Raw genomic sequence first — 24,435 nt, forward strand, 5'->3', positions numbered from 1 at the left:
CTGGAATCAGACGCGCTGAAAGGGATCAGTTCGCCTTAGGTTCTGCAATCGGCGTCGACGGCGGCTTGATGGTCGCGGTCTTGTCCTTGCGGAACGGAAGGTGGCGCAGCAGGCCGCCCTTCTTGCCCGTTGGCTCGATCGACGGACGCAGGCCCTTGTCGGTCAGCAGCGCGTAGGCGTCGGCATACCAGGGATCTCCCGGATAGTTGAAGCCGAGCACCGCGCCGTTGCGCTTGGCCTCGTCGGCCAGGCCCAGGGTGAGATAGGCCTCGACCAGGCGGTAGAGGGCCTCCGGCGAGTGGCTGGTGGTCTGATAGCGGTCGATCACCGTACGGAAGCGGCCCAGCGCGGCGATGGTGTCGCCCTGGCGCAGATACCAGCGGCCGATGGTCATTTCCTTGCCGGCCAGCTGGTCGTTGACCATGTCGATCTTCAGACGGGCGTCGGCGGCGTATTCGGTCTTGGGGTAGCGCTGCACCACCTCGCGCAGGTTATCCAACGCCTGGCCTGTGGCGGCCTGGTCGCGGCCCACATCGACGATCTGCTCGAAATAGCAGATGGCCTTCAGATAGTGGGCGTAGGTCGCCGCCGGGTTGCCCGGATACAGCGAGATGAAGCGGTCGGCGTCGCCGATCGCCTCAGCGTAGTTATTGGCCTGATAGTGGGCGTAGGCGGTCATCAGGATCGCCCGGCGCGACCATTCCGAATAGGGGTGTTGACGCTCCACCTCCTGGAAATAGTCCACGGCCTGGTTCCAGAGGCCACGGTCCAGCCGGTCGGCGCCGGTGGCGTAGAGCAGCTCCACGGGGCGCTCTTCATAGGCCAGCTTGGGCCGCTTCGGTTTGCCGGCGCAGCCGGCCAAGGCAAGGGCGACCATGCAGGCGACAAGCGCCGGGCGACCCCAGGAATTGCGAAGCAAGGACACCGTCACCTCAAACAGACCAAATGCGCGCCCCCGCGCGGCGAGTCCCCGCTTCTACACCACGCTAGGCAAGGCGCAAACGGAAGGGAGGGAACGACGCCCGGAACACCGACCAGGATCGGCTATAGAGCGAGATTGTCGAAAGAGAGGCGGCCGGCAAAGCCCCGATCAGACGGCGTGGGCCAGATTGTCCACCAGGCTGCGGTAGCGCCAGGCCTGCGGCTGGGCGACCAGGGCGCGGACCACGGCGTTGTTGATGCCATGGCCGGCCAGCACGCCTTCAAAGCGACCGATTACCGGCGCGCCCAGGACGAACAGGTCGCCGATGGCGTCCAGGGCCTTGTGGCGCACGAACTCGTCCGGCCGGCGCAGGCCTTCCGGGTTGAGGATGCGATCGCCCTCGATGACGACGGCGTTCTCCATGGAGCCGCCACGGGCCAGGCCCATGGCGCGCAGGGCCTCGACCTCATGCAGGAAGCCGAACGTCCGGCAGTCGGCCAATTCGGTGCGGAAGGCGCGCTCGTCCATCAGCAGGTCGACGCGCTGGCGGCCGATGGCCTTGGAGTCGAAGGCGATCTCGAAGGCGACCTCAAACTGATCGGCGGGGCTGAGGGCGGCGCGCTTGTCGCCGTCAACGACCTCAATGGTGTGGAGGATTTCGATGTAGCGCCGCGGAGCGTCCTGCCCCCGACGGCCGGCGCGGTCGAGGATCTCGACGAACGGCTGCGAGGAGCCATCCATGATCGGCATTTCCGGGCCGTCCAACTCGACGACGGCGTTGTCGATCTCCAGCATGACCAGGGCGGCCATCAGGTGCTCAATGGTGGCGACGGTCACGTCGGCGGCGTTGGTGATCACGGTGCCCAACTGGGTCTTGCAGACCGCCTCGGCGCTGACCGGCACGCGGTTATCGCGATCGGTCACGTCGGTGCGGACGAAGACGATGCCGGTGTTGGCGGCCGCCGGTCGGACCGAGACGCGGGTGCGGGCGCCGGTGTGCACGCCGACCCCGGCGAAGATCGCCGGGCCCTGCAGGGTGTGTTGGAATGCAGATGCGGCCAAGACCGGAACCCTCTTGAAGTGGTCCGGCCGGGAGTGGCCACGGAACGCCTCAGATGCCCTTTTAAGGTTATGTTGCGGCGCCGCAAGACACGTCCTGTTTCCGAATGTTTCGATTTGGGTCGTCAGGATTTGTTAGCAGAATCAAAGCTTAGAGCCCCTCGCCTAACACGCGAAACGGGCCCCGAAAATGCAACAAGGCCGGGCGTGACACCCGGCCTTGCGCGAAGTTCAGTCCGGCGTTTTCGCCTAGTTGGCGAGGCGACGCAGGAAGGACGGGATTTCCAGGTCTTCCTGGCCCTCGGCCTGTTCCTGCGGGGCCGGAGCCTCGGCAGGCTGCGCGCCGCCGCGGGCGGCGGTCCGGGCGGCCGGCGCGGGCGCCGGGGCGTCGTAGCGCGGACGGCTGCCGAACAGACTCAGAAAGCCGCCGCCGCGTTGCGGACGGCGATCCTCGAAGGCCGCGTCGGTGAACAGCGGCTCGTCCTCGTCCTCGGCCACGGCGGGATCGACGATCCGGGTCATGGGCGCGGGGGCAGGTTGCGGCGGCTGCACGGCGGCCTGGGTGATCTGGGGCTCGACCCAAGCCGGCGCGGGAGCCGGGGCCGGGGCCGAATAGAGATCACCTTGGGCCTCATCCTCCAGGTCGAAGCTGGCCTTCGGGGCCGGCGCGGGAGACGGGGCGGCGGCGACCGGGGCGCGATAGGCCGGAGCCTCATAGCGAGGAACCGGAGCCTGGGCGGCCGGGGTGGCGTAGATCGAACGCACAGGCTCGGGCGCGGGGCTTGGCGGCGGCGAATAGGGTTGGTGCGCCTGTTCGGTCGCCCGCAGCGGTGGCGCAGTCAGCGGACGGCGCTCCACCTTCGGCTCAATGGCGGCGATCGACGCCCCATCCATGCCCGTGGCGACGACGGAAACCCGGATCATGCCGTTCAGCGTCGGGTCGAAGGCGGCGCCGAAGATGATGTTACCCTCGGGATCGACCTGTTCGGAGATGGCGTTGGCCGCCTCGTCGACTTCCAGCAGGGTCATGTCGAGACCGCCGGTGACGTTGACCAGCACGGCCTTGGCGCCCTTCAGGGAAACCTCGTCCAGCAGCGGGTTCTGGATGGCGTTCTGGGCGGCCATCAGGGCGCGGTCTTCACCCGACGCCTCGCCGGTGCCCATCATCGCCTTGCCCATCTCGGTCATGACCGTGCGGACGTCGGCGAAGTCGAGGTTGATCAGGCCGGGCAGCACCATCAGGTCGGTGATGGAGCGGACGCCGGAGTGCAGGACCTGGTCGGCCATGCCGAAGGCCTCGGCGAAGGTGGTCCGCTCGTTGGCGACCCGGAACAGGTTCTGGTTCGGAATGACGATGAGGGTGTCGACATAGCGCTGCAGCTCGGCGATGCCGGCGTCGGCCAGGCGCATGCGGTGACGGCCTTCGAAGTGGAAGGGCTTGGTGACCACGCCCACCGTCAGGATGCCCCGCTCGCGGGCGCATTTGGCGATGATCGGCGCGGCGCCGGTGCCGGTGCCGCCGCCCATGCCGGCGGTGATGAAGACCATGTGGGCGCCGTCGAGGTGCTCACCGATCTCGGGAATGGATTCCTCAGCCGCGCTCATCCCCACTTCCGGGTGGGCGCCGGCCCCCAGGCCCTGGGTCACCTGGACCCCGAGCTGGATGCGCCGGTCGGTCTTGGAGAACGACAGCTGCTGGGCGTCTGTGTTGGCGACGACAAACTCGACGCCCTCCAGCCCAGCTTCGATCATGTTGTTGACGGCGTTACCGCCTGCCCCACCGATGCCGAAAACAACGATGCGCGGCTTCAACTCGGTCGCGCGCGGCGCGGAAAGTGCAATAGCCATAGGGACCTCTACGTCCTCCGTCAGTCATGCTGGGAGACAAGGCGACCCGCCCGCCAGGCTCCCTCGACGGATGGCGTTAAGGAAACGCCTACCATCGTTAATTGGCGGTTAACTGCATAAGGCGAGTCGGAGGTCCGTCGAGCCGCTAACCAAGCAAATTTGTTGGCGCGTAAGGCTTAGGTGCGATTCCCCGGCCCGAACTGCGACACCCTGACTCACAGATTTCGTCAAGCCGCTGATCATATTCAAAGAACAGGATCGCGACTCAACTGAGTCGAATGTGAGTCGGCAGGCGATCCGGTGTCAGCCTGAGGTCAAAAACCCAAGTTGAGCCTATCTCAGCTTCAGCATGAACCTGTGGACGAACCGCCTGGAGCGGTGAGCTAGAGGTTCTCGCGCAGCCAGGCGGCGGCCTTGGCCACCGGGTTGGCGCCCGGGTCCACCGGATCGCGGCGCAGCTTGGCCGAGGCCAGCGCCTTGGCCGAGACCGCCTCACGGGGGCCGAAGGCGTGGCGATGCAGCACGCCGGCCGCCGCGCAGAAGGCTGGACCCGAGGCGGCGTCGGCCAGGTGCGGCACCCGGCGCGGACGGCCCAGGCGCACCGGACGGTCAAAGACGCGGACGGCCACCTCACGGACGCCGGCCAGCTGGCTCGCGCCGCCAGTCAGCACCAGGCCCGCGCCCGGCTCGACTGGCGCGCCCGAGGCCTTCAGGCGGTCGCGCAGCAGTTCCAGGGTCTCTTCCACGCGCGGCGCGATGATGCCTTTCAGCAGCGACCGCGGGGCGATCACCGGACCCGCGCCCGGATCGTCGCCACGCGGCGGCGCCTCGATCATCTCGCGGTCCTCGTTGGCCGAGGCGATGGCCGAACCGTGCAGGGTCTTGATCCGCTCGGCGCCGGCGATGGAGGTGGAAAGCCCGCGGGCGATGTCGGCGGTCACGTGGCTGCCGCCCACCGGCAGGGTCTCGACGTGGACCAGGCTGCCGCCGGAGAAGACGGCCGCCGAGGTTGAGCCGCCGCCCATGTCGATGCAGACCGCGCCCAGGTCCATCTCGTCCTCTTCCAGGGCGGCCAGCGCCGAGACGAAGGGGGCGGCGACCACGCCGTCGAATTGCAGGTGCGCCCGCTCCACGCAGGCGCCCAGGGTCTGGAAGACGGCCTCGGAGACCGAGACCACCAGCAGCTCCACGGCCAGGACCCGGCCGAACATGGCGCGCGGATCGCGGATCCCCGCCTGGCTGTCCACGGCCCAGGCGACGGGCAGGATGTGGGCGGCGCGGCGGCCAGGGATCTTGATCTGGGTGAGGGCCTGCTGGATGGCGCGGACAAGGTCGTGGTCGGAGATGGCGCGCGCGCCCAGGGACACGCGGCCGGAAATGCGATGGCTGGTGAGGGCGCCGCCGCCGGTGGCGACCGTGACGCTCTGCACCTGGACGCCGGCCACGTTCTCGGCCCGCTCCACGGCCTGGGCGATGGCGTCCGACGCTTCGTCCAGGTTGACGATCGCCCCGCCGCGCACGCCGCGCGACTGGACATAGCCGACGCCGGCCGCCGTCAGGGTGCGGTCTGAACGGCGGACGCCGTCATGCTTCATGATGAAGCAGCTCACCTTCGACGCGCCAAGGTCCACCGCGGCGATCACCGGCTGGCGGCCAAGCGCGGCCTTCAGCCCTTCGCGGCTTTCCTTGCGGTCCTCAACACGGGTCGCCAACTGGTCTGCCCTCTTCATCCTCAAACGCCGTTCGCGACGAGTTGCCCGGGAAGGGCCCCGTCGCGCGGCCGCACCGCCACCACGCTCGGATCACGCAGATCGATCCGCTCGAAACCCAGTTCCAGGATGCGCTGGCTCTGATCCAGCTGCTCCAGTTTTATCAGGGCGCCGTCTTCGTCCACCGCCGGCAATTGCACCAGCGATCCGTCCTTCAGCCGCAGGTCCCAACGGCGGTTGTCCACCCGCACCAGGGCCTCGATCCGCTCCATCAGGCGCGGCCGGGCCGCCACCTCCGGCAGGATCTGGGCGGCGTATTCATTGGCCCCCTCGCCGACGATCAGCGGCAAGCTGGGAAACTTGTCCGAGCGGGCCTCGGGAATGATCTGGCCGTGATCATCGATCACATGGCTCTGGCCGCCGTGCTGCCAGACGGCCAGCTGCTTGCGTTCCACCACCGCCAGCACCAGCGTGTCGGGCAGCAGGCGCACGATCCGCGCCTCCTTCACCCAGCCCACGGCCTCGATGCGTTGGCGCAGGGCCTCGAGGTCCAGGCCCATCAGCGGCTGGTCCTTGTAGACCCCGGCGGCGGCCAGGATATCGGCGGTGGCCATGGGCGAGGCGCCCTGCACGTGGACGGCCTTCAGCCGGAAGCCGAGGTGGGCGAACTGCCCGCCCACGCCGGTGTTGATCGATTCGGAAAGCTTGTGGGCGCGGTCGCCGGTGGAGAGCGTCGCGATGAGGGCGACCGCCAGCACTCCGGCGGCGGCCATTAGGGCGTGCTTGGGAGAGAGGCCAACGCCGCGGGCGGCGCCCAGCTTCGCGGGGGCGTACCCCGCAGGCGCCTTGGCCTGCGAGCGCGTCTTGGGGCCAGCGGGCTTTCTAGCCCGGGGTTTCGCTGAAACTCGCGATCCCCCCCGCAGCGCCGCGGGCATAAGCGTCCTCCGTGATCCAAAGCACCAGGTTGTCAAAGTCCACGCCCTTCAGCGCCGCTTGCTCGGGGACGAGCGAAGTCGGCGTCATGCCGGGCTGTGTGTTGACCTCTAGAAGGACCAGAATGTCGTTAATGTCGTCATAACGAAGGTCAGATCGGGTAACTCCGCGACAACCAAGCGCAGCATGGGCGCGCTCGGCCAGCTCCATGGCTTTCGCCAAGGTTTTCAATGGAATCTTGGCCGGCAGGATGTGCTCGGACCCCCCGTCGCCATACTTGGCCTCGTAGTCGTAGAAGCCAGACCTGGGGACAATATCGGTAACGGTCAGGGCCTTACCGTTCATCACCGCGACGGCGAGCTCCTTGCCGCGGATATAGGGCTCGATCATCACCTCTTCGCCATAGGTCCATTCGGGCGCGACGATGTCCTGCGGCGGGCGATTTGCGCCGTCCAGGACGATGAAGACGCCGACGGAGGACCCCTCTGCGTTGGGCTTCACCACATAGGGTGGCGGCATGACGTGGTCGGCGGCGGCCTCGAAGCGGTTGAACAACCCCCCGCCTGGGACGGTCACGCCGGCGGCGGCCAGCACCGCCTTGGACTTGGCCTTGTCCATGGCCAGCGCCGAGGCCAGCACACCCGAGTGGGTGTAGGGCAGGTTCAGGGTCTCCAGCACGCCTTGGACGCAGCCGTCCTCGCCCCACTCGCCGTGCAGGGCGTTGAAGCAGACGTCGGGCTTCAGTTTGGTCAACACCTGGGCCAGGTCGCGGCCGGCGTCCACGCGGGTCACCTTGGCGCCGAGGCGCTCCAGGGCGTCGCCGCACTCACGGCCCGAGACCAGGCTGACGTCACGTTCGGAGGACAGGCCGCCCAGCAGCAGGGCCACATGACGGCCGGAAAGAGGTTGGCTCACTTGGCCTCCGGGGCGAGGAACTTGCGGAAATCGATGTCGCTGTCGGCGACGGTGTAGAGCAAGGCGGTCCAGACCGCGACGTTCTGGGCCAGTTCCTTCGGATCGACCTTGTCGAGGGTGTCGTCCGCCGAATGGTGCAGGTCGAAATAGCGACTGGCGTCCTGGTGCAGGTCCGCGACCGGCGCGCCGAGCCGCACCATGCCAGCCACGTCGGAGCCGCCGAACCGGCTGGGATCACCGGTGACCGCCACCTTCAGCGGCGCGACCACATTGGCGAAGGTCTGCATCGCCGGCGCCGCCCGGCTGCCCTTGGGCAGGTCGACCTTCCAGATCACGCCCGCACCCTCGTCGCTCTCGCCGACGAAGACGATATTGGTGATCTCGTCCTTGTGGGCCGTGGCGTAGGCGCCGCCGCTGCCGCCCTGCTCTTCCGAGCCGAACATGACCACCCGGATCGTGCGGCGCGGGGCCTGCGGCAGGCTGGCGATCACCTTGGCGGCGCCGGTCATGATGGCGACGCCCGCGCCGTCGTCCACCGCGCCCGTGCCGGGATCCCAGCTGTCCAGGTGGCCGCCGATCACCAGCACCTCGTCAGGCTTCTCGCGCCCGACGATCTCGCCGGAGATGTTCCAGGCCTGGGCCTTGGGGTTGAAGCTCGACTGCATGTCGAGGCGAACCTTGATGGGCTTTCCGCGCGCGGCCATGTGGTCCAGCAGCTCGGCGTCGACGGTCGACAGCGCCGCGGCGGGAATGCCGGCGGGCGCCGCGCCGCCGGTGTGCGGCAGCCGCGTGTCGTCGGTGGAGAGCGACCGGGTCAGATAGGCCGCCGCCCCGCGCTTGGCGGCCTCAAGCGGCCCCGAGGTGCGCTGGGCGTTGATGGCGCCGTAGCCCGAGCCGTCCTGGGTGCGGGTCATCTTCTGGGTGACGACGGCGATCTTGCCCTTCAGCGACCCCACCGGCTGGGCCAGCAGGTCGGCATAGGTGGAGAAGACCACGATCTCCGCTTCCAGCCCGCCCTTGGGCGTCGGCGAGGAACCGCCCAGACCCAGGATGTGCAGGGCCTGCGGATAGGGCGAGATCACCGAGGCGCTCTCAGGTCCCCGCGACCAGGCGCCGGTCTCGAAGCTCTCCACCTTCACATTGGCGAACCCCAGCCGCTTGAAGGTCTCGACGCTCCAGTCCTTGGCGCGGGCCATGGCCGGCGAGCCCACCGGACGGGCCCCGACCTCGGTGGTCAGGCTCTCCAGCACGTCCCAGGCGGTGGGGTCGGACAACGCCTTGTCGCGGAGGCCCGCGGCTGTGGCGGCAAGGTCGGCGGCCTGGGCCGGAAGGGCGGTGAGGAGGGTCACGGACGCGGCCGCGATCAGCAGGCTTTTCATCCTCCGGCGGTGCGACAGGCGCGGGCTTAAGTCAAGCGCCCGCCCGTGGTCAGCGCGGACAGTTCGGCCCGCCGTGATCAAGGCACAGGCGCTCCCCGCCCGCCGGGACGTGCCCGGTCTTGTCCAGCACGCCGTCGAGGCGGAGGTTGGCGATGGAGGGACCGTCGGCGGTCATGGTCACCCACATCATGTGGTCCATCGCGCCCTCCGAATCGTCGAATTCCCGCTCCCCGCCGGTGGTCCCCAACATGATGTGGTCGCGGCCGTTGCGCTCGGTGTAGGCGTAGCGGTGCAGGTGCCCGTTCAGCAGGGTGTAGGGCCGCCCCTTCAGCGCCGCCTCGATCCGCTCCAGCCCGCGCCCGTCGGTCCGCCGCCAGACGGGCTTGTGCATCAGCACCACCGTCCAGCGGGCCTTGGGATGATCGGCCAGCACACCCTCGAAATAGGCGCCCTGCTGCGGGCTCACCTCCCCCACCTTGGCCTCCATCAGGGTGGCGTAGGGCAGGCGCCGGGCCTTCTCCGGATCGCTCTTCTGGGCCTCCAGGAAGTCGGCGCGCATCCGATAGATCTCCGCCATCCGCGGCTCGGCATAGTCCTCGGTGTCCAACACCAGGAACAGCACGCCCTTGTAGCTGAAATGGTAGTAGCGCGGCCCGTAGCGCTGGGCCCAGACCCGCCGCTGCGCCAGGTTGGTCAGGTCGTGATTGCCGCCGACATGGAAGAACGGCGCGTGCAGAGGCTTCAGCCGCGCGTCGAACGCATCCCACTCGGTGTTCAGTCTGGCCTCATCCTCGGTCCCGCCCTCGATCAGGTCACCGACGGTGATCACGAAAGCCGGCCGCAGCAGGGCCAGCTGCGCGGCGGCCACCTCGAACACGCCCGGCCGGTAGCCGGACTCCAGGTCGCTGACCACGGCGAAGGCGAAACTGTCCTTGGCGTCGTCGAAGGGCGTGCTGGTCCAGGGCTTGGCGCCCTGAAGGGGCGGCGGCTGGAACGCCGGGCTCGCCGCCAGGGCCGCTGATCCGAGCCCCACCGCCAGGCCGAGCCCCGCAACGGTCCGCCAAAGCCACCTCACCGCGCCATCCATCAGCCTGTCCCCCTGCCGCACGATGAGGCGCGCGACGCCCGCCGCACGTCAAGCCGGAGGCCTCCGCCCCGACGTCAGGCGGCGTCCAGCGCGGCCCAGGTCTTGGGCCCGACGATGCCGTCCTGCACGGCGCCCTTCGAACGCTGGAACGCCCGCACAGCGGCCTCGGTGTGGGGGCCAAAGACGCCGTCCGACGCCAGGCCCAGTTTTCGCTGCAGGTCCGAAACCGACGCGCCCTTGGCGCCGCGACGCAGGGTCGCGCGACTTTGCGCGTCGACCGCCGGGATCAGGGTCGGCGGCGGCGCGGTCCCGTCCAGAACAGCCCGGACGCCGGCGCGGAAATCATCCATGTCGAACAGCGGATCGGGCTTGCGACCCTTCGGCAGGGCATATTCCTTGTGCCCACAGCACATGCTCTCATTGGCCCCGATCTTCCGCAGGATCGCGGCGACACCGCGCTGGTAGGCGTCCATCTGGACAGCGGGCCAGGGGTCATCCGGCAGGCCGGTGTTCTCGGCCTCGATCCCGATGAAGCTGGTGTTCCCGGTGGTGACCTTGCCCCACTCGCCCTTGCCGGCATGCTGGGCGCGCCCAGCGGCGATGACATAGTAGGTGCCATCCCGCCCCAGCCCCAGCTGCGCCAGCGGGCCGTGGAGACCCGCCCGTCCGTTGGTGATCACCCCCAGGCTCGGCATGTTGCCCTTCGGCCCGCCGGCGGTGTGGTGGCAAATGACACCCTTCGTGGGGCCGACGTTTCCCACGCCGCGATCCATCCAGCCGGGTTGTTCGGCCACCTTCAGGCCGGCGGCTTCCAGGACGTCAGGCAGCCAGGTCAGGGCGTAGGCCATGGTCAGCTCTCCTCTCTCGGTTTCCGGAACGGGCTAGACGGTCGCCACGCCGCCTCGCGCGGGCGGCAGGTCTTCGTCGGGCGTCTCGTCGTCCGCCTGGTGACGGTCGAAGCAGTTGTCGGCGTCCTCGTCCGGCGCCTCAGGGGCGGTCTCGCCGGCCGGGGCGGCGGGGACGATCTTCGTCGCCGGTACGACGGGCGCCGAGGTCGGCGTCGCGGGCCGAAGCGTCGCGACCGCGGTATTGGCCAGCAGGTCGGGCACCAACCGCTCCAGGAAGCCGGCCGTAAAGGCCACAACCACCACCATGGCCCAGGAATAGACCGCGGGCGCCGCCGCCTCGATGTCGATGGTGCGGTTGCCGAAGGTCGGCGTCGCCACCACCCCCGACTGCAGCAGGAAGATCAGGATCGTGGCGGCGATCAGGCCGATGACGATCCTCAGCACCGCGTCTGCAGAGTTATCGACCACCCGCAGATCGGGCAGAACCGTGCGGTTTCGGATGCCCGTGGCGATGGAGAAGAACGCCCCGACGGCCCCGGCGCCCGCCGCCAGCCACAGGGGATCGGTCTTGTGTTCGAAGGCGTGGACCGAGGCCCGATACCAGTCCGACGTCATCACGAAAATCACCACCAGCCCGAAGGCCAAGGCCATCGACGCCACCAGCAGGTACTGGAACCGGGCGCGGGAGACGCGCTCCTCGTGGATGTCCAGCTTGACGTTTTCCAGCAGCGCTTTGGCGCTGGCCTCGTCATCTTCCAGCGCCAGCACCAGGGCGTCGGCCACCCGCCGTTCGAAGCCGTGGGCCTTGGCCTTGTCGGCGTCGCTGCGACCGGTCCGCCAGCCGTCGATCAGGCCGTTGATCTCGCCCCGCAGCGGCCCAAGAGTCGCCAGGATGCTGCGCTGCTTGGCTTCACGGACCGGATCGTCCGCGCAGTGGGCCAGGACCCGGTCCTTCGTCCGATAGACCGCGTAATCCGGCACACGCCTGGAAAACACCGCCTCGATCTGTGCGCCGGCGGCGTCGATCGCGCCTAGCTTGACTTCGTCCACCTTCATGGCCGCGCCCCCCAAACCCCACAGCGACCCTGCCGCACAAACGCCAGGGTTTCAACTTGGAATAACACAGGTATGACGTTAGCGGAGGTCACGTCCCGCGCGATGCGGACAGCGGGCGATCGGGCCGCCTTAGGCCGGCAGGCCGAGAAACGCCTGAACCGCTGACAGATAGTCGGGGAAGTTCTCGCGCCGGGTGTTGTGACCCGCCCCGCCGACCAGGACCGTGACGATGTGGGGATTGAGGGCCTTGGCCTCGTCGGCGATCTCCGGGGTGACCAGGCCGCCTTGGGCGCTGTCGCCATGGATCAGCAGGGTCGGCGCGGTGATCTGGCTGAGCGAGTCCTGCCAGGGCGCGGCGTAGAACGGCATGGCGTTCGGATCGACCTGAAGCTTGGCCGCCGCCCAGGCCGGAAAGTCGTCCTCATGCCACAGGGGCGACTGCGCCCTGCCCATGGCGATCAGGTCGGTCTCCGACATTGCAGCAAAGCCCTCCACCTGCTGGCGGAACTTCCCGGCGCGCCGTTCGGCGGCGGCGGCGTCGATCCGCGGCAGGAAGGGCGGGTCCTCCAGGATCACCTTCGCCACCCGGTCGGGATGGGCGTTGGCGTAGCTCGCCGTGGCCCGCGCTCCGACCGAATGACCCATGACGATGGGCCGGGCCAGGCCAAGCCCCTCGATGGCCTCGTCGATATCCTGGGCCGGATCGTGATCGCCGGCCGGCATCCGAGAACTGTCGCCGTGGCCCCGGGCGTCCAGCATGATGATGTCGAAGTTCGGCGCCAGGGCGTCGGCGAGCCTTTGCCAGCACAGGCCGTTGTCGGTCAGGCCGTGGGACAGAACCAAGGCTGGGCCCTCACCACCGGTGCGGTGATAGGCGAGATGTCCGCCCGACACCTCGACCCGCCCGGAGGACCAGACGCTCACCAGGCGTAGGCCTCGGGCGCCGGACCGATGGCCGGGAAGATGGCGTCGATCTTCGCCAGCAGGTCGGCGTCCAGTTGGAGGTCGGGCGTGTGCAGGACCGAGGTCAGTTGCTCGACGCTTCCGGGGCCGATGATGGCGCAGGTCATTCCCGGCTGATGCAGCAGCCAGGCCAGGGCGACGGCGCTCTGGCTCTCGCCCAGCTCGCCGCACAGACCCGCGAATTGGGACAGTTGATCGGCCCGGGCGGCGGCGGCGCGCTTCATGTCATCGCTCTGCCGGCGGCCGGTATCGGCCGGGGCCTTGCCGGCCAGCAGCCCGCCCGCCAGGGGGCTCCAGGCGATTACGCCGACCCCGTACGCGCGGCAGGCCGGCAGGACCTCCATCTCGGCGCGGCGTTCGATCAGATTGTAGAGGCCCTGCTCCGACACCAGGCCGAGCCGTCCTCGGGCGATGGCCTTCTCGTTGACCTGTGCGATCTTCCAGCCGGGGAAGTTGCTGGAGCCGACATAGGTGATCTTGCCCTGGGCGATCAGCCGGTCCATCGCCTGCCAGATCTCCTCCGGCGGGGCCAGCCGGTCGATATGGTGCATCTGGTAGAGGTCGATGTGATCCACCTGCAGCCGCCTCAGGCTGGCGTCGCAGGCCATCTGGATGTGACGCGCCGAGAGGCCCCGGTCGTTGACGTCGTCGGACATCGGCTCATGGACCTTGGTGGCCAGCACGATGCGGTCGCGCCGTCCCGGCTCCTGCGCCAGCCAATTGCCGAGGATCGTCTCGGTGGTCCCCACGCCCAGCCGGCCGCCGTACTGGTTGGCGGTGTCGATGAAGTTGATCCCGGCCTCGGTGGCGCCATCCAGGACGGCGAAGGACTCCGCCTCCGAGGTGCGGGGGCCAAAGTTCATGGTGCCGAGGCAGAGTTGGCTGACCTTCAGCGCCGAGCGGCCAAGCTGGCGATACTTCATGGGGCCCGCAGGGTGGGGCCGGTGACCAGGGTCTCGCTGGAGTCGGCCACGCAGTGCCCGACCAGCTTCTGGGCGTGTTCCGACAGCTTTTTGTAGTCCTGATAGCTGATGCCCGGGACGATCGGCTCCCGGAACCAGGGCGCGTAGAACTCCAGATTCGGGATCGCCCGCATGTGGTCGGAAACGTTGGGCGTGCCCCCGTGCCAGGCGCGCACGTCGCGGATCATGATGGCGCCGGCCGGCGCCGGGCAGACGGTGCTGAGCCGCATCCACTCCGGCTCGTCGGCCAGGCCGGGGATGCGCACGCGGGAATGCTGGGTGCCGGGAATTTGCCGGGTCGGGCCGTTCAGCTTGGTGACGTCCTGGGGCAGGAAGTTCACGCAGACATAGGGGCATGGCAGGTCGCGGATGGTGAGCTGGCCGCGCGGGTCGTGATAGGCGCTGAAGGGGGTGCGCCCCCCCGGCCGCCAGTCGTTCACGTCGGAATGCAACGGCTGGTACTCCACCGCGCCCGGCAGGCAGAAGTCGCCGCTGGCCGCCCGCAGCACATAGTCGGGGCTCTCGAAGATGGCGGTGACGATGTCGGTGACCGCCGGGATATCCAGCAGCATCTGCCATTCGGGGCGGTGCAGCTGGCTGCGGGTCAGGCTGCTGCCGCCGAAGGAATAGCGGTGCGAACCCCGGTTGCCTGCCCGGTCACCGTCCAGGCTGAGGATCTCCCGGGCCACGGCGTTGCAGCCGTCGGCCAGGAACCCCGTCTGCTCGTCGTTCAGCACATTGGCGATCACCACGAAGCCGTCGCGGCGGAACAGATTGACCGCATGCTCGACATCCCCCGGCTCCAGGATGTCCAGGCCCTTGAGGCCGTTGTGGGCCTCCAGATGCGCCCGCAGCGCCAGGATCTCCGGGGTGTCCATCGACCGATGGGTCCAGGCTTGCGGTTGAACCGGCCTATTCATAGCAAACGCCTCCACCCCATCTTGTTCGCCGACCCGCCGAGGTGAAGACAGGCCGACCCTCCCCTTATGCCGCGATCATCGCGGGCGCCGCGACACTAGGCAATAGTATGTTTTAATCCGCCACGGTGCGTCTGATCCCCACAGTCAAGGCTCTGCCGGCTCCAGGTCAGGCCGCGCGAGCCGAGCCCGCCCAAAAAAATGCGGGCGGCAGGCCTGGAGACCCGCCGCCCGCTGGTGAAGACTAGAACCTCAGCTTGAAGCCGACATAGGCTTGGCGACCGAAGATGTCGTAGTAGGCCGGGATGGTGTCCAGGGCCTGGGTGCCCGCCGTACCCGACGCGAAGAACGGGGGATCCTTGTCCAGCAGGTTGGAGACACCGCCATAGACCTCCACGGCGTCGTTGAACGAATAGCGGGCCTGGACGTCGTGGTACCAGTAGGCCGGGACCTCAGGCACGGCCGCCGCGGCGAACGGGCTCATCTTGGTCTTCGGAATCCAGCGGGCCACCCAGTTCACCTTCAGACCGCCATTGGAGTAGCTGGTGGTGAAGTTGCCCTGCTTCTTCAGGAAGCCGGCATCGGAGGTCGACCCGCCCGCCGAACCGAGCAGGTCGATGGTCGAACCCGCAACCAGTTCGTCGGCCTTGTCGTAGAAGGTCATGACCGCGTTGAAGTTGACCCGGCCGATGTCCTTGTCGCCGAACAGGTCGCCCAGCTGGAAGCCATAGTCCACCTGCAGGTCGACGCCGCGCACGTCCAGGCCGCCCAGGTTGTCGACGGTGTCGTTCACGCCTTGCAGGGCGTAGCCGACGCCTTCGATCTGGCTGAAGCCACGGGTGACCAGGGCGCAGTACTGAGCCCTGGCCGCGCCGCTGAGGTCATAGCAGAGGTCGGCGATGGTCTGCCGGCCGGTGGTGGTGATCACCTTCTGGATGTCGATCTGGAAGCGGTCGACCGTGACCACCAGGGGCTGCAGGACCGAGGGCAGGTAGTCGGCGTCGCGGCCGTTGAACACCAGGCCATAGGTCAGGGTTTCGGCCTCTTCCGGCACCAGGTTGGAGTTGCCCAGCACGAACCCGGTCACGCCCTGGCGGGTGATGGTGGCGGGGTTGTAGCTCGAAGGAATCCCAGCCGACAGGCAGTTCGCCGCCCGCGTGGCGTTGGCGCTGTAGCGTTCGGTGGCGCAGGGGTCGTTGATGTTCCCCGCCGTCTGCGAGCCGCCGTTGTACTCCGACAGCACCGGGGCGCGGACGGCCTTGTTCTTCATCACCCGCAGGCGCAGGCCCGGAACCGGCGACCAGTCGCCGCCGATCTTCCAGGTCTCGTACTTGCCGAAGTTGGAGCTGTCGGACCAGCGGAAGGCGCCCTCGACGTTCAGGCTCTCGATGAACGGTAGATCCTTCAGCAGGGGCGCGCGGGCCTCAATGTAGGCCTCGTTGGTCCGGAAGGTCGCCTCCGGGTTATCGAAGGTGCGGTTGCCGGTCACCAGACCGCGGTTGATCGGGTCGTCATAGTCGAGGAAGGCCGTGGTGCGCCGCGATTCCAGGCCCACGCCCACCTGCAGCGGTCCAGCCGGCAGGTCAAAGAGGCTGCCGCCCAGGAAGGCCAAGCCGTTCTCCAGCTCGGTTTCGCCGCGTTGGCCGGCATTGACGCTGATGTAGTTGGCCATGGCCGGCGTGAAGGCTGCGAATGGATTGAGCGGAACGCAGCCCGAGGCGCGCGCCACCGGGTCGGTACAACGATAGGTCCCGGCCGGCGCGCCGGGGACCTGCTCGACCCGCAGGCCGTTATAGAGGCGGTCGCGCGCCACCAGGCCATTGGTCACGCTGTCAAGGGTGGTGCGGCCCCAGACGTAAGAGGCCTCGTAGTTCCAGTTCGAGCCGATGCCGGCCAGGGTGTCGAACTGGCCGGTGACGCCGGCCGCGATGCGCATGGTCTGGCGCTGGTTGTTGGCGCCGCGCAGGCCCAGCTGGTCGAAGCGTTCCAGCCAGCTGATCTCGTTGTCGCCCGCCGCCACGGCCCGGGCGCGCAGGGCGGCCGGGATGAAGGGGTTGGTGGTGGGGATCGAAGCCTCCAGCCCGCCCTGGGCCACCGGCAGGGAGCCAAGCAGGTCGGTGGTGGACTGGAATGGGTGGCCTTCGAAGGGCGCCTGGGTCTTGGACGACCCGTAATTCATCTCCAGGAAGGCTGTCATCCACGGCAGCACCTCATAGGAGGCGTCGGTGGCGAACATCACCCGCTCGGTCGGGATGGCCAAGGCCCGCTTGGGGTTGCGGTCATAGCCGTCGAGATTGAGGGTGAAGGGGATCAGCGCCCCACCGCTGTCGGTGAAGCTCCCGTTGCGCTGAGTGAAGTCGCCCGCGGCCAGGCCGTTGCCGGCCCCGATCAGGAAACGGCCTTGCGGCGGCACGCCCGAAAGCGCGCTGTCGGCGGGCGAGGTTCCCGCCCCACGCTTCACAGCCGCCGGCGGGTTCCAGACGAAGTCGTGCTCGCACAGATAGCGGTCCGCGCAGGAGACGAAGCCCTGATAGTCGTACTGCAGGGTGGCCCCCAGGTGGCCCTTGTCGAAGGCCTTGCCGAACCGGATGAAGGCGCTGGGGTTGATATTGTCCTTTTCGGCCAGGGCCAGGCCGTAGCTGGCGCCCATCTCCAGACCGTCGAACTTGGTGTCGGTGATGATGTTGACCACGCCGGCCACGGCGTCGGCGCCGTAGATCGCCGCGGCGCCGCCGGTCAGCACCTCGACCCGCGAGATGTTGGCCGAAGGGATGGTGTTGAAGTCGACGCCCGAGCCCACGATGTTGCCGGCCGGCGCGCGGCGGCCGTTGATCAGGGTGACCGAACGGTTGGAGCCGAGGTTACGCAGGTTGGTCAGGTTCAGGCCCGAACTGGCGGCGCCCGAGAAGGTGGACTGGGTGCGCGAAGCGCCGAACGACGCGGCGAATTGCGGCAGGGTGGTCAGGACATCGACGACGTTCTCATAACCCTGTTGCTCGATACGCTCCTCGCCAATCACCTGCACCGGCACGGCGCTCTCGGTGTCGACCCGGGCGATGCGCGAGCCGGTGACGATCAGTTCCTCGACAGTGTCGGTGTCGGCCGCGGACGCGCCGGAAGCGAACGCCGCCACGGCGCACAGCACCGTTGTGGCCAGCAGGCGCCGGCGAGTGGATAAAAGCTTCACGATGTACTCCTCCAAGCTGTGAGCCTGGAGGCGCGCCCAGCCCTCCGCCATGCAGCGCCCCCGCTCGATGTCTCAGCTTGGAGAGAGCGTTACAGTCCCGGTCAATGTGAGAAGTCACATTTCAGATGTCTCAATTACATTTCAGGAAAACCTTGAGCCTAATCCGCAATACCGTCGATGTATTTGTGTTTCTAAGCTTGTAGTTTTAGTTACACGAAACGCCGAACCGACGTTGCATTGCAACTCGTTAACTTGCCCGCGCGTTGGCGACATGTAATCGTCAACCCCCCGTGCGCGCCTGGGGTTACACTGGATGAGCTATTCGCCGTCGTTCTCCGGCCTCCGGACCTTGGAGGCGGTGTGCCGACTGAGGAGCGCCACCCTGGCCGGCAAGGAGTTGGGGGTCACCCACAGCGCTGTAAGCCAGCACATCCACCGGCTCGAAGAGGGGCTGGACACCACCCTGTTCGTGCGCCGCGTCCCCGACATGGTGCCCACGCCCACGGCGCTCAAGCTGGCGGCGGCCTATAACGAAGCCAACCGAGTCATAGAGGTGGCGCTGGCCGACATCGTTTCCTCAGGCCGTCCCCGCGCCCAACTGGTCGTGACGCTCATGCCGTCCATGGCCCGCCTATGGCTGGCCCCACGGCTGGTGAAGCTGCGCGACGACCTCCCCGACCTGGTGCTGGATATCCGCACCTCCCGCGCCCTGGCCGACCTGGAGATGGACGAGGCCGACATCGCCATCCGCTTCGGGTCGGGACGCTGGCCGCGGTTGAACGCGCGCATGTTGTTCGAGGAAGAGTTCTTCGCGGTGTGCAGTCAGCAGTTCGTGCGTGAGTACGGCCTGGAGTCGCCCGCCGACCTCGCCCGCGCGCCGCTGGTCATTCCCGACACCCCGCCCTGGTCGATCTGGTTCGAGGCCGCAGGCCTGGCCCCGGTGGATCCGGCCCACACCTTCTTGGTGGACGATGCGGAGCTGGCGCTGCAGGCGGCGATCGACGGCCTCGCCGCCGCCCTTGTCCGCCGTGACTGGGCGGCCCACGACATGGCGGCGGGGCGACTGGTGAGTCCTTTCCCGGTGGCCGCGCGGACCGGCGTTGGATGCTACCTCGTCTGGCGGGACGGGAATGCGCGGGCGGCCGAAATCAAGGCCTTCGGCGACTGGGTCGCGCAGGAGTTTGGAGCCATGGCGTGATCCGCCTCCCTAGATCGCGGCGGGTCGCCCAAACTGCGCGCGGACCAGCGCGCAGTCGCCGAGCGCCTGGAGCGGCGGATCTGGCAGATCCGTCAGGGATTGCACAGCAGCCAGGGCCGCGGCATCGAGATTGGGCCCGCCGCTGGCGCCAATCAGCCGCACCTGTCCCGGCGCGCCATGGCGCATGCTCAACAGGTCGAATTCCAGCTCGACAACCCCAACCTCCAGACCACGCACGGCTTCCGGCGGATAGGCGAGACTGCGATCCAGGTGCCGCTCCACGGCCCGGGCCCATTGGCGCACCGCCGCAGCCCCTCCGCGTTGGGAGAGGATCTTCGCCGTCACAGAGCACACGACGAAGACCTCGGTTACGCAGGTGTATGTATCAGAAAGCAGCCCTTGTGTTACATTTTGAGTGTAACGTTTATGTATATTCATCTGATTTGCGCAACCTCCCGAATACGAGAATATTTCCGGTGAGGTCTCGACACGAACGACATTTAGGTTCGGATTTGTAACCTGAACTAACAGGGACTGTTTTGACGCGAATTCCATCCACGAGCGCCCTTCGACTTCTGGAGACCGCTGTCCGGCGGCGCAGCTATTCGCATGCAGCCACCGAGCTGAACCTTTCCCACAGCGCCGTCGGACAGCAAATCCGCAGGCTGGAGGAGGATCTCGGACGCCGGCTCTTCCAGCGTCAGGGCCTGAGCATGGCGCCCACGGCTGAGGCCCAGGAACTGGCCGCCGCCTACGTGGCCGCACGCGACACCATCGAGCGGACCTGGATGCGGCTGGCCCAGGGCGCATCGCAGACCACGGTTGTGCTCAGTGTTGAGCCCGCGATGGCGCGCCTCTGGCTCGCCCCCCGGCTCAGCGCCCTGCGCGCCGCCCTTCCGGAAATCCAGGTCCAGGTCCAGACCACCCGCGACCTGGCCAATTTCGAAAGCGACAACGTGGACCTGGCCATTCGCCTTGGCGGTGGCGGCTGGCTTGGCATCGAGGCTGAGCAGGTCCTGGAAGACGACATGTTTCCCGTGTGCAGTCCGCAACTGGCCCAGGCGCGAGGCTTGGCCCGGCCCCAGGACCTGCTGGCCGCGCCCCTGCTGCGCGACGAAGCTGATTCCTGGCTGGCGTGGTTCAAGGCCGCGGGGGTGGCGGGACCTTTCACCACCCAGGGACCGCGCTTCGATGAGTCCGGGGTCATGCTGGAGGCCGCCGCGGCTGGCCTTGGCGTCGCCCTCGCCCGCGAGGTCTTCGTTCAGGGTGATTTGGACGCTGGCCGCCTCGTACGCCTGTTCGACGTGAGCATCCCCGCCTGGCCGCGATGCTATCTCGCCTGGCGTGAAGGCTCAGCCAAGAAGGTGCTGGTGAACCGTCTGCGAGCCTGGATCTGGGAAGAGACGGCCGGATGGCGGCGCGGCTAGATCTGGCGTCTGATTCACCGCATCGGCGGAATCGCCAAGCGATCCCACCGCAACCGATCTGGCTCTAGACGCTGATCCGCTCGATCAGCCGTCTGTCAGCATCCAGCACCAGGGCCTCGGGCAGGCGCAGGCTCTTCCAGAGGTCGGCGTCGCAACGTCCGGTCTCCAGGCCCAGATAGGCCGCCAGGATCGTGCCGTGCGTGCCCACCATCAGGGGTCGTGTGGCGTGCCGGAACAGCCCCTCGGAAAACCGGGCGGCCGCCTCCCCCGCCGGTTCCGCCCCCTCGATGCTGAGATGGGGATTCTCCAGCAGGTGGGCGACGCGGGCCTCGAAGGTCGCCGTATCGCTGAAGGGCCATTTGGGCCGGTGCAGTTCGGCGAACGCCGGGTCGGTCTCCACCGTCAGGCCAAGGCCCTCGGTGAGAATGCGCACGGTCTCAAGCGCCTTGATCTCGGGGCTGGAGACGACGGCAACCGGCGCCAGATTCTTCAGCTTGGCCGCCAGGGCCCGCGCGGCGGCGCGGCCCTCGTCGGACAGCGGCCACTGGGGCGGCGGCACATTGGGGTCCTGGGCCGGCGCGGCGTGCCGGATCAAGATCAGGGCCGGCCGATGCGCTTGATTTCCCATTCCAGCTCGATCCCGGTCTTGGCCTTCACGTCGGCGCGCACCGCCTCCCCCAGTCCCTCCAGGTCGGCGGCGGTCGCCTCACCGGTATTGATCAGGAAGTTGGCGTGCAGGGGCGAGAACATCGCCCCGCCGAAGGGTTTGCCGCGCCAGCCGGCCGCGTCCACCAGTTTCCAGGAGGACTGGCCGGGCGGGTTCTTGAAGGTGGAGCCGCCGGTCTTCTCGCGGATCGGCTGGGTGGTCTCGCGGCGCGCGGTGATCTCGGCCATGCGGGCCTCGACAGCGGCGGGATCGTCGGCGGTTCCCTCGAACAGCGCCCCGGTGAAGATCAGCCCGCCCTGCGCGGCCTTGGCCGACCTGCGGTAGGAGAAGCCCATCTGCGCGTTGGAGACCGTCACCCGCTCGCCAGCCCGCGTCACCGCATAGGCCTCGACGAGCACGTCCTTGGTCTCGGCGCCGTAGCAGCCGGCGTTCATCATCGCCGCCCCGCCGATGGAGCCCGGAACGCCGCGATAGAACTCCAGCCCGGCGATCCCGGCCTTGCCGGCTTCCCGCGCCACCTGGGCGTCCAGGGCCGCGGCCCCGGCATAGATGCGATTGTTCCCGCGCGGCTCGATCGTCCCGAAGGCGCGCCCGGCCAGGCGGATCACCACGCCCTCGACCCCGCCGTCGCGCACCAGGGTGTTGGAGCCGACGCCGAGCACCGTGACGGGGACCGAGGTGTCCAGGCCGCGCAGGAAGTCGGCCAGGTCGTCTTCATCCTGTGGCAGGAACAGCAGATCGGCAGGACCGCCCACCCGGAACCAGGTGAAGGGGGCCAGAGGCTCGTCGGCCAGCAGCTTGCCGCGCACCGTCGGAAGGCTGTCGCGCCAGCTCACTTGGCCGCCAGGGCTTCAAGCTGGGCCGGCAGGGCGTAGGCCCAACTGGTGATGTCGCCGGCCCCCAGGCAGACCACCAGGTCGCCGGCCTTGGCCTCGTCGGCGATCACCCGGGCCAGGGTGGCCGGGCTCTCCAGGGCGATCGCACGGCGATGGCCGAACCGGCGCAGCCCCTCCACCAGACCGTCGCGGCTGGCGCCCTCGATGGGGCTCTCGCCGGCGGTATAGACGTCCGACACGATCACCACGTCGGCGTCGTTGAAGCAGCCGCAGAACTCGGAAAACAGGTCGTGCAGGCGCGAATAGCGGTGCGGCTGCACCACGGCGATCACCCGGCCGCTGGTAACCGCGCGGGCGGCCTTCAGCACCGAGGAGATCTCGACGGGGTGGTGGCCGTAGTCGTCGATGATGCGGATGCCGTTCGCCACCCCCACCGTGGTGAAGCGCCGGCCCACCCCGCCGAAGGTGGTCAGGCCCTGGCGGATATCAGCCTGCGACACCCCCAGCTCCCGGGCGATGGAGATGGCGCCCAGCGCGTTCATGACATTGTGGTGGCCGGCCATAGGCAGGTGCAGGTCTTCCCAGCGCATGGGCTCAGCGTCGTGCGGCGCGATGACGGCGTCGAAGCGTGAGCCGTCGGGGCCCATGCTGATCTTCTCGGCGCGGACCTCGGCCTGGGGATTGGTCCCGTAGGCGATCAGGCGGCGGTTGACGACCTTGGCGGCCATGGCCTGGACGTCGGGGTGGTCGGTGCAGACCGCGGCGAAACCGTAGAAGGGCACGTTCTCCACGAAGTCCTGGAAGGCCTTCTTCACCGCGTCGAAGTCGCCGTAATAGTCCAGGTGTTCGGGGTCGATATTGGTGACGATGGCGCAGGTGGACTTCAGCTTCAGGAAGGTGCCGTCGCTCTCGTCGGCCTCCACCACGATCCACTCGCCCTCGCCCACCTTGGCGTTGGTGCCATAGGCATTGATGATCCCGCCATTGACCACCGTGGGGTCCATGCCGCCGGCGTCCAGCAGGGCGGCCACCAGCGAGGTGGTGGTGGTCTTGCCGTGCGTGCCGCCCACGGCCACGGAAAACTGAAGACGCGTCAGCTCGGCCAGCATCTCGCCGCGATGCACCAGCGGCAGGCGCCGTTCGCGGGCGGCGAGCATCTCGGGATTGTCGGCCTTGATGGCGGTGGAATAGACGATGGCCGAGGCGCCCTCGATATTGGCCGCGCCCTGGCCGATGAAGACCTTGATCCCCAGCTTCTCGAGCCGCTCGGTGTTGGCGCTGGCCTTGGCGTCGGAGCCCTGCACGCTGTAGCCGATGCGCAGCATGATCTCGGCGATGCCGCTCATGCCGATCCCGCCGATGCCGATAAAGTGGACGGGACCGACGGCGAACGGGACGGGACGACGGTTCATCGGTTCACTTCCCGGCTGCGGTCTTCTCGACCAGGTCGGCCAGGCGCTCGGCGGCGTCGGGCTTGGCGATGGAGCGGGCGCCGGCGGCCATGCGGGCCAGGCGCTCGGGATTGGTCAGCAGCTTTTCCAGGGCATTGGCCATGGAGTCGACGGTCAGCTGGTGTTCGCGGGCCATCTGGGCGCCGTGGGCGTCCACCATCACCTGGGCGTTCTGGCCCTGGTCGTCGTCCAGCGCGATGGCCAGCGGGATCAGGATCGCGGGTTTGCCGGCGATGGCGAACTCACAGACCGTGCCCGCCCCGGCCCGGCCGATCACCAGGTGGGCGGCCTTCAGGCGGCCGGCCATGTCGCGGAAGAACGGCGCGATCTCGGCGTCCACCAGGGCGTCGGCATAGACCTTCCGCGCCTGGTCCATGTTCTCGGCCCGGGTCTGTTGCTGCACCTTCAGGCGCAGGCGCAGGGCCTCGGGCAGGGTGCGGATGGCTTCCGGCATCAGCTCCGACAGCAGGCGCGCGCCCTGGCTGCCGCCGGTGATCAGAACGTGGATCGGACCGTCGTCGGTGGGCGGCGTATAGGCGACCTCATAAAGAGCGCGGATCTCCGGGCGCACCGGGTTGCCCACCACCACGGCGCTGGCGGCCACCTTGGGCGGCGCCTTCTGAAGCATGGGGAAGGCGCAGGCCACGGCCTTCACATGGCTCACCAGCCGGCGGTTGGCGCGGCCCATGACCGAGTTCTGCTCGTGCATCACGGTGGGCAGGTTCAGGGTGATCCCGGCCAGCAGGCCCGGCACGGAGGGATAGCCGCCAAAGCCGATCACCACGTCGGGCTTGATGCGCCGGAAGGCGGCGCGGGCCTGCATCACGCCGCGCAGGATGGACAGGCCGGCCAGGGCCATGCCGACGGGATCGCGGGGCTTGTAGGTGCGGGCCGACAGGCCGATCCGCTCCTCGGCCGGGAAACTCTCGGCGAAGGCGGCGACCCGCTCGTCGCTGGCCAGCACGATGCGCCAGCCGCGCGCGATCAGAGCCTCTGAAAGGGCCTGGGCGGGGAAGAGGTGTCCCCCGGTGCCTCCGGCGGCGACGACGGCGATCTTGCGCATGGGTGCGC

Annotated in this window: 21 protein-coding genes; 2 read left to right on the plus strand and 19 right to left on the minus strand. The window is 68.3% G+C overall.

Features of this window, described 5'->3' with window-relative positions:
• Positions 1-25: 25 nt before the first annotated feature.
• The 14 genes from JKL49_RS14090 to JKL49_RS14155 form a co-directional block, all read right to left on the minus strand.
• Entirely contained in the window at positions 26-877 is an 852-nt protein-coding gene (locus JKL49_RS14090; protein ID WP_215906472.1) for an outer membrane protein assembly factor BamD, read from the minus strand.
• Positions 878-1,090: 213 nt separating this feature from the next.
• Positions 1,091-1,984 (minus strand): UDP-3-O-acyl-N-acetylglucosamine deacetylase, encoded by an 894-nt coding sequence (gene lpxC / locus JKL49_RS14095; protein WP_215341254.1) that lies wholly within the window; start codon positions 1,982-1,984, stop codon positions 1,091-1,093.
• A 246-nt stretch (positions 1,985-2,230) separates the two neighbouring features.
• The gene (gene ftsZ, locus JKL49_RS14100; RefSeq protein WP_215341255.1) at positions 2,231-3,829 is read right to left on the minus strand and encodes a cell division protein FtsZ; all 1,599 of its coding nucleotides are present in this window, start codon (positions 3,827-3,829) and stop codon (positions 2,231-2,233) included.
• Between the two features lie 383 nt (positions 3,830-4,212).
• Complete coding sequence (ftsA, locus tag JKL49_RS14105; RefSeq protein ID WP_215341256.1) at positions 4,213-5,559, minus strand: cell division protein FtsA; 1,347 nt, start codon at positions 5,557-5,559, stop codon at positions 4,213-4,215.
• A 2-nt stretch (positions 5,560-5,561) separates the two neighbouring features.
• Positions 5,562-6,473, minus strand: coding sequence for a cell division protein FtsQ/DivIB (locus tag JKL49_RS14110; RefSeq protein ID WP_215341257.1), 912 nt, complete (start codon positions 6,471-6,473; stop codon positions 5,562-5,564).
• A complete protein-coding gene (locus JKL49_RS14115; RefSeq protein WP_215341258.1) occupies positions 6,421-7,386 on the minus strand; it encodes a D-alanine--D-alanine ligase in 966 nt (321 codons plus the stop codon). Before JKL49_RS14115 ends, JKL49_RS14110 begins: the two co-directional genes overlap by 53 nt.
• Positions 7,383-8,765, minus strand: a complete 1,383-nt coding sequence (locus JKL49_RS14120; protein WP_215341259.1) for a M20/M25/M40 family metallo-hydrolase — start codon at positions 8,763-8,765, stop codon at positions 7,383-7,385. Before JKL49_RS14120 ends, JKL49_RS14115 begins: the two co-directional genes overlap by 4 nt.
• A 49-nt stretch (positions 8,766-8,814) precedes the next feature.
• Entirely contained in the window at positions 8,815-9,840 is a 1,026-nt protein-coding gene (locus JKL49_RS14125) for a metallophosphoesterase family protein (protein ID WP_215341260.1), read from the minus strand.
• 86 nt (positions 9,841-9,926) lie between these two features.
• On the minus strand, positions 9,927-10,700 hold the full coding sequence (locus JKL49_RS14130; protein WP_215341261.1) for a peptidoglycan recognition protein family protein: 774 nt from the start codon (positions 10,698-10,700) through the stop codon (positions 9,927-9,929).
• A 33-nt stretch (positions 10,701-10,733) separates the two neighbouring features.
• The gene (locus tag JKL49_RS14135) at positions 10,734-11,756 is read right to left on the minus strand and encodes a hypothetical protein (protein WP_215341262.1); all 1,023 of its coding nucleotides are present in this window, start codon (positions 11,754-11,756) and stop codon (positions 10,734-10,736) included.
• Positions 11,757-11,885: 129 nt separating this feature from the next.
• Positions 11,886-12,680 carry an alpha/beta fold hydrolase gene (locus JKL49_RS14140; protein ID WP_215341263.1) on the minus strand — a complete coding sequence of 265 codons (795 nt, stop codon included), beginning with the start codon at positions 12,678-12,680 and terminating at the stop codon, positions 11,886-11,888.
• On the minus strand, positions 12,677-13,642 hold the full coding sequence (locus JKL49_RS14145) for an aldo/keto reductase (RefSeq protein ID WP_215341264.1): 966 nt from the start codon (positions 13,640-13,642) through the stop codon (positions 12,677-12,679). Before JKL49_RS14145 ends, JKL49_RS14140 begins: the two co-directional genes overlap by 4 nt.
• Positions 13,639-14,559, minus strand: coding sequence for a phytanoyl-CoA dioxygenase family protein (locus JKL49_RS14150; protein WP_215341265.1), 921 nt, complete (start codon positions 14,557-14,559; stop codon positions 13,639-13,641). Before JKL49_RS14150 ends, JKL49_RS14145 begins: the two co-directional genes overlap by 4 nt.
• A 283-nt stretch (positions 14,560-14,842) precedes the next feature.
• Positions 14,843-17,785, minus strand: a complete 2,943-nt coding sequence (locus tag JKL49_RS14155; RefSeq protein WP_215341266.1) for a TonB-dependent receptor domain-containing protein — start codon at positions 17,783-17,785, stop codon at positions 14,843-14,845.
• A gap of 313 nt (positions 17,786-18,098) precedes the next feature.
• Here JKL49_RS14155 and JKL49_RS14160 point away from each other — a divergent pair, with 313 nt between their 5' ends.
• Positions 18,099-18,983 carry a LysR substrate-binding domain-containing protein gene (locus tag JKL49_RS14160; protein WP_215341267.1) on the plus strand — a complete coding sequence of 295 codons (885 nt, stop codon included), beginning with the start codon at positions 18,099-18,101 and terminating at the stop codon, positions 18,981-18,983.
• Positions 18,984-18,992: 9 nt separating this feature from the next.
• Here JKL49_RS14160 and JKL49_RS14165 read toward each other — a convergent pair whose 3' ends face one another.
• Entirely contained in the window at positions 18,993-19,538 is a 546-nt protein-coding gene (locus JKL49_RS14165) for an energy transducer TonB (RefSeq protein ID WP_215341268.1), read from the minus strand.
• Here JKL49_RS14165 and JKL49_RS14170 point away from each other — a divergent pair.
• A complete protein-coding gene (locus JKL49_RS14170; RefSeq protein WP_215341269.1) occupies positions 19,523-20,410 on the plus strand; it encodes a LysR substrate-binding domain-containing protein in 888 nt (295 codons plus the stop codon). The genes JKL49_RS14165 and JKL49_RS14170 overlap by 16 nt on opposite strands.
• A gap of 64 nt (positions 20,411-20,474) precedes the next feature.
• Here the strand turns inward: JKL49_RS14170 and JKL49_RS14175 are convergent, their stop codons facing one another.
• The 4 genes from JKL49_RS14175 to murG are packed head-to-tail and all read right to left on the minus strand — an operon-like array spanning position 20,475 to position 24,427.
• Complete coding sequence (locus JKL49_RS14175; RefSeq protein WP_215341270.1) at positions 20,475-21,038, minus strand: histidine phosphatase family protein; 564 nt, start codon at positions 21,036-21,038, stop codon at positions 20,475-20,477.
• The gene (gene murB / locus JKL49_RS14180) at positions 21,008-21,913 is read right to left on the minus strand and encodes a UDP-N-acetylmuramate dehydrogenase (RefSeq protein WP_215341271.1); all 906 of its coding nucleotides are present in this window, start codon (positions 21,911-21,913) and stop codon (positions 21,008-21,010) included. Before murB ends, JKL49_RS14175 begins: the two co-directional genes overlap by 31 nt.
• Positions 21,910-23,325, minus strand: a complete 1,416-nt coding sequence (gene murC, locus JKL49_RS14185) for a UDP-N-acetylmuramate--L-alanine ligase (protein WP_215341272.1) — start codon at positions 23,323-23,325, stop codon at positions 21,910-21,912. The genes murB and murC overlap by 4 nt, the downstream gene beginning before the upstream one ends.
• A 4-nt stretch (positions 23,326-23,329) precedes the next feature.
• Positions 23,330-24,427, minus strand: coding sequence for an undecaprenyldiphospho-muramoylpentapeptide beta-N-acetylglucosaminyltransferase (gene murG, locus JKL49_RS14190; RefSeq protein WP_215341273.1), 1,098 nt, complete (start codon positions 24,425-24,427; stop codon positions 23,330-23,332).
• Between the last annotated feature and the right edge of the window lie 8 nt (positions 24,428-24,435).

The organism is Phenylobacterium glaciei (assembly GCF_016772415.1).
Taxonomy (GTDB): domain Bacteria; phylum Pseudomonadota; class Alphaproteobacteria; order Caulobacterales; family Caulobacteraceae; genus Phenylobacterium; species Phenylobacterium glaciei.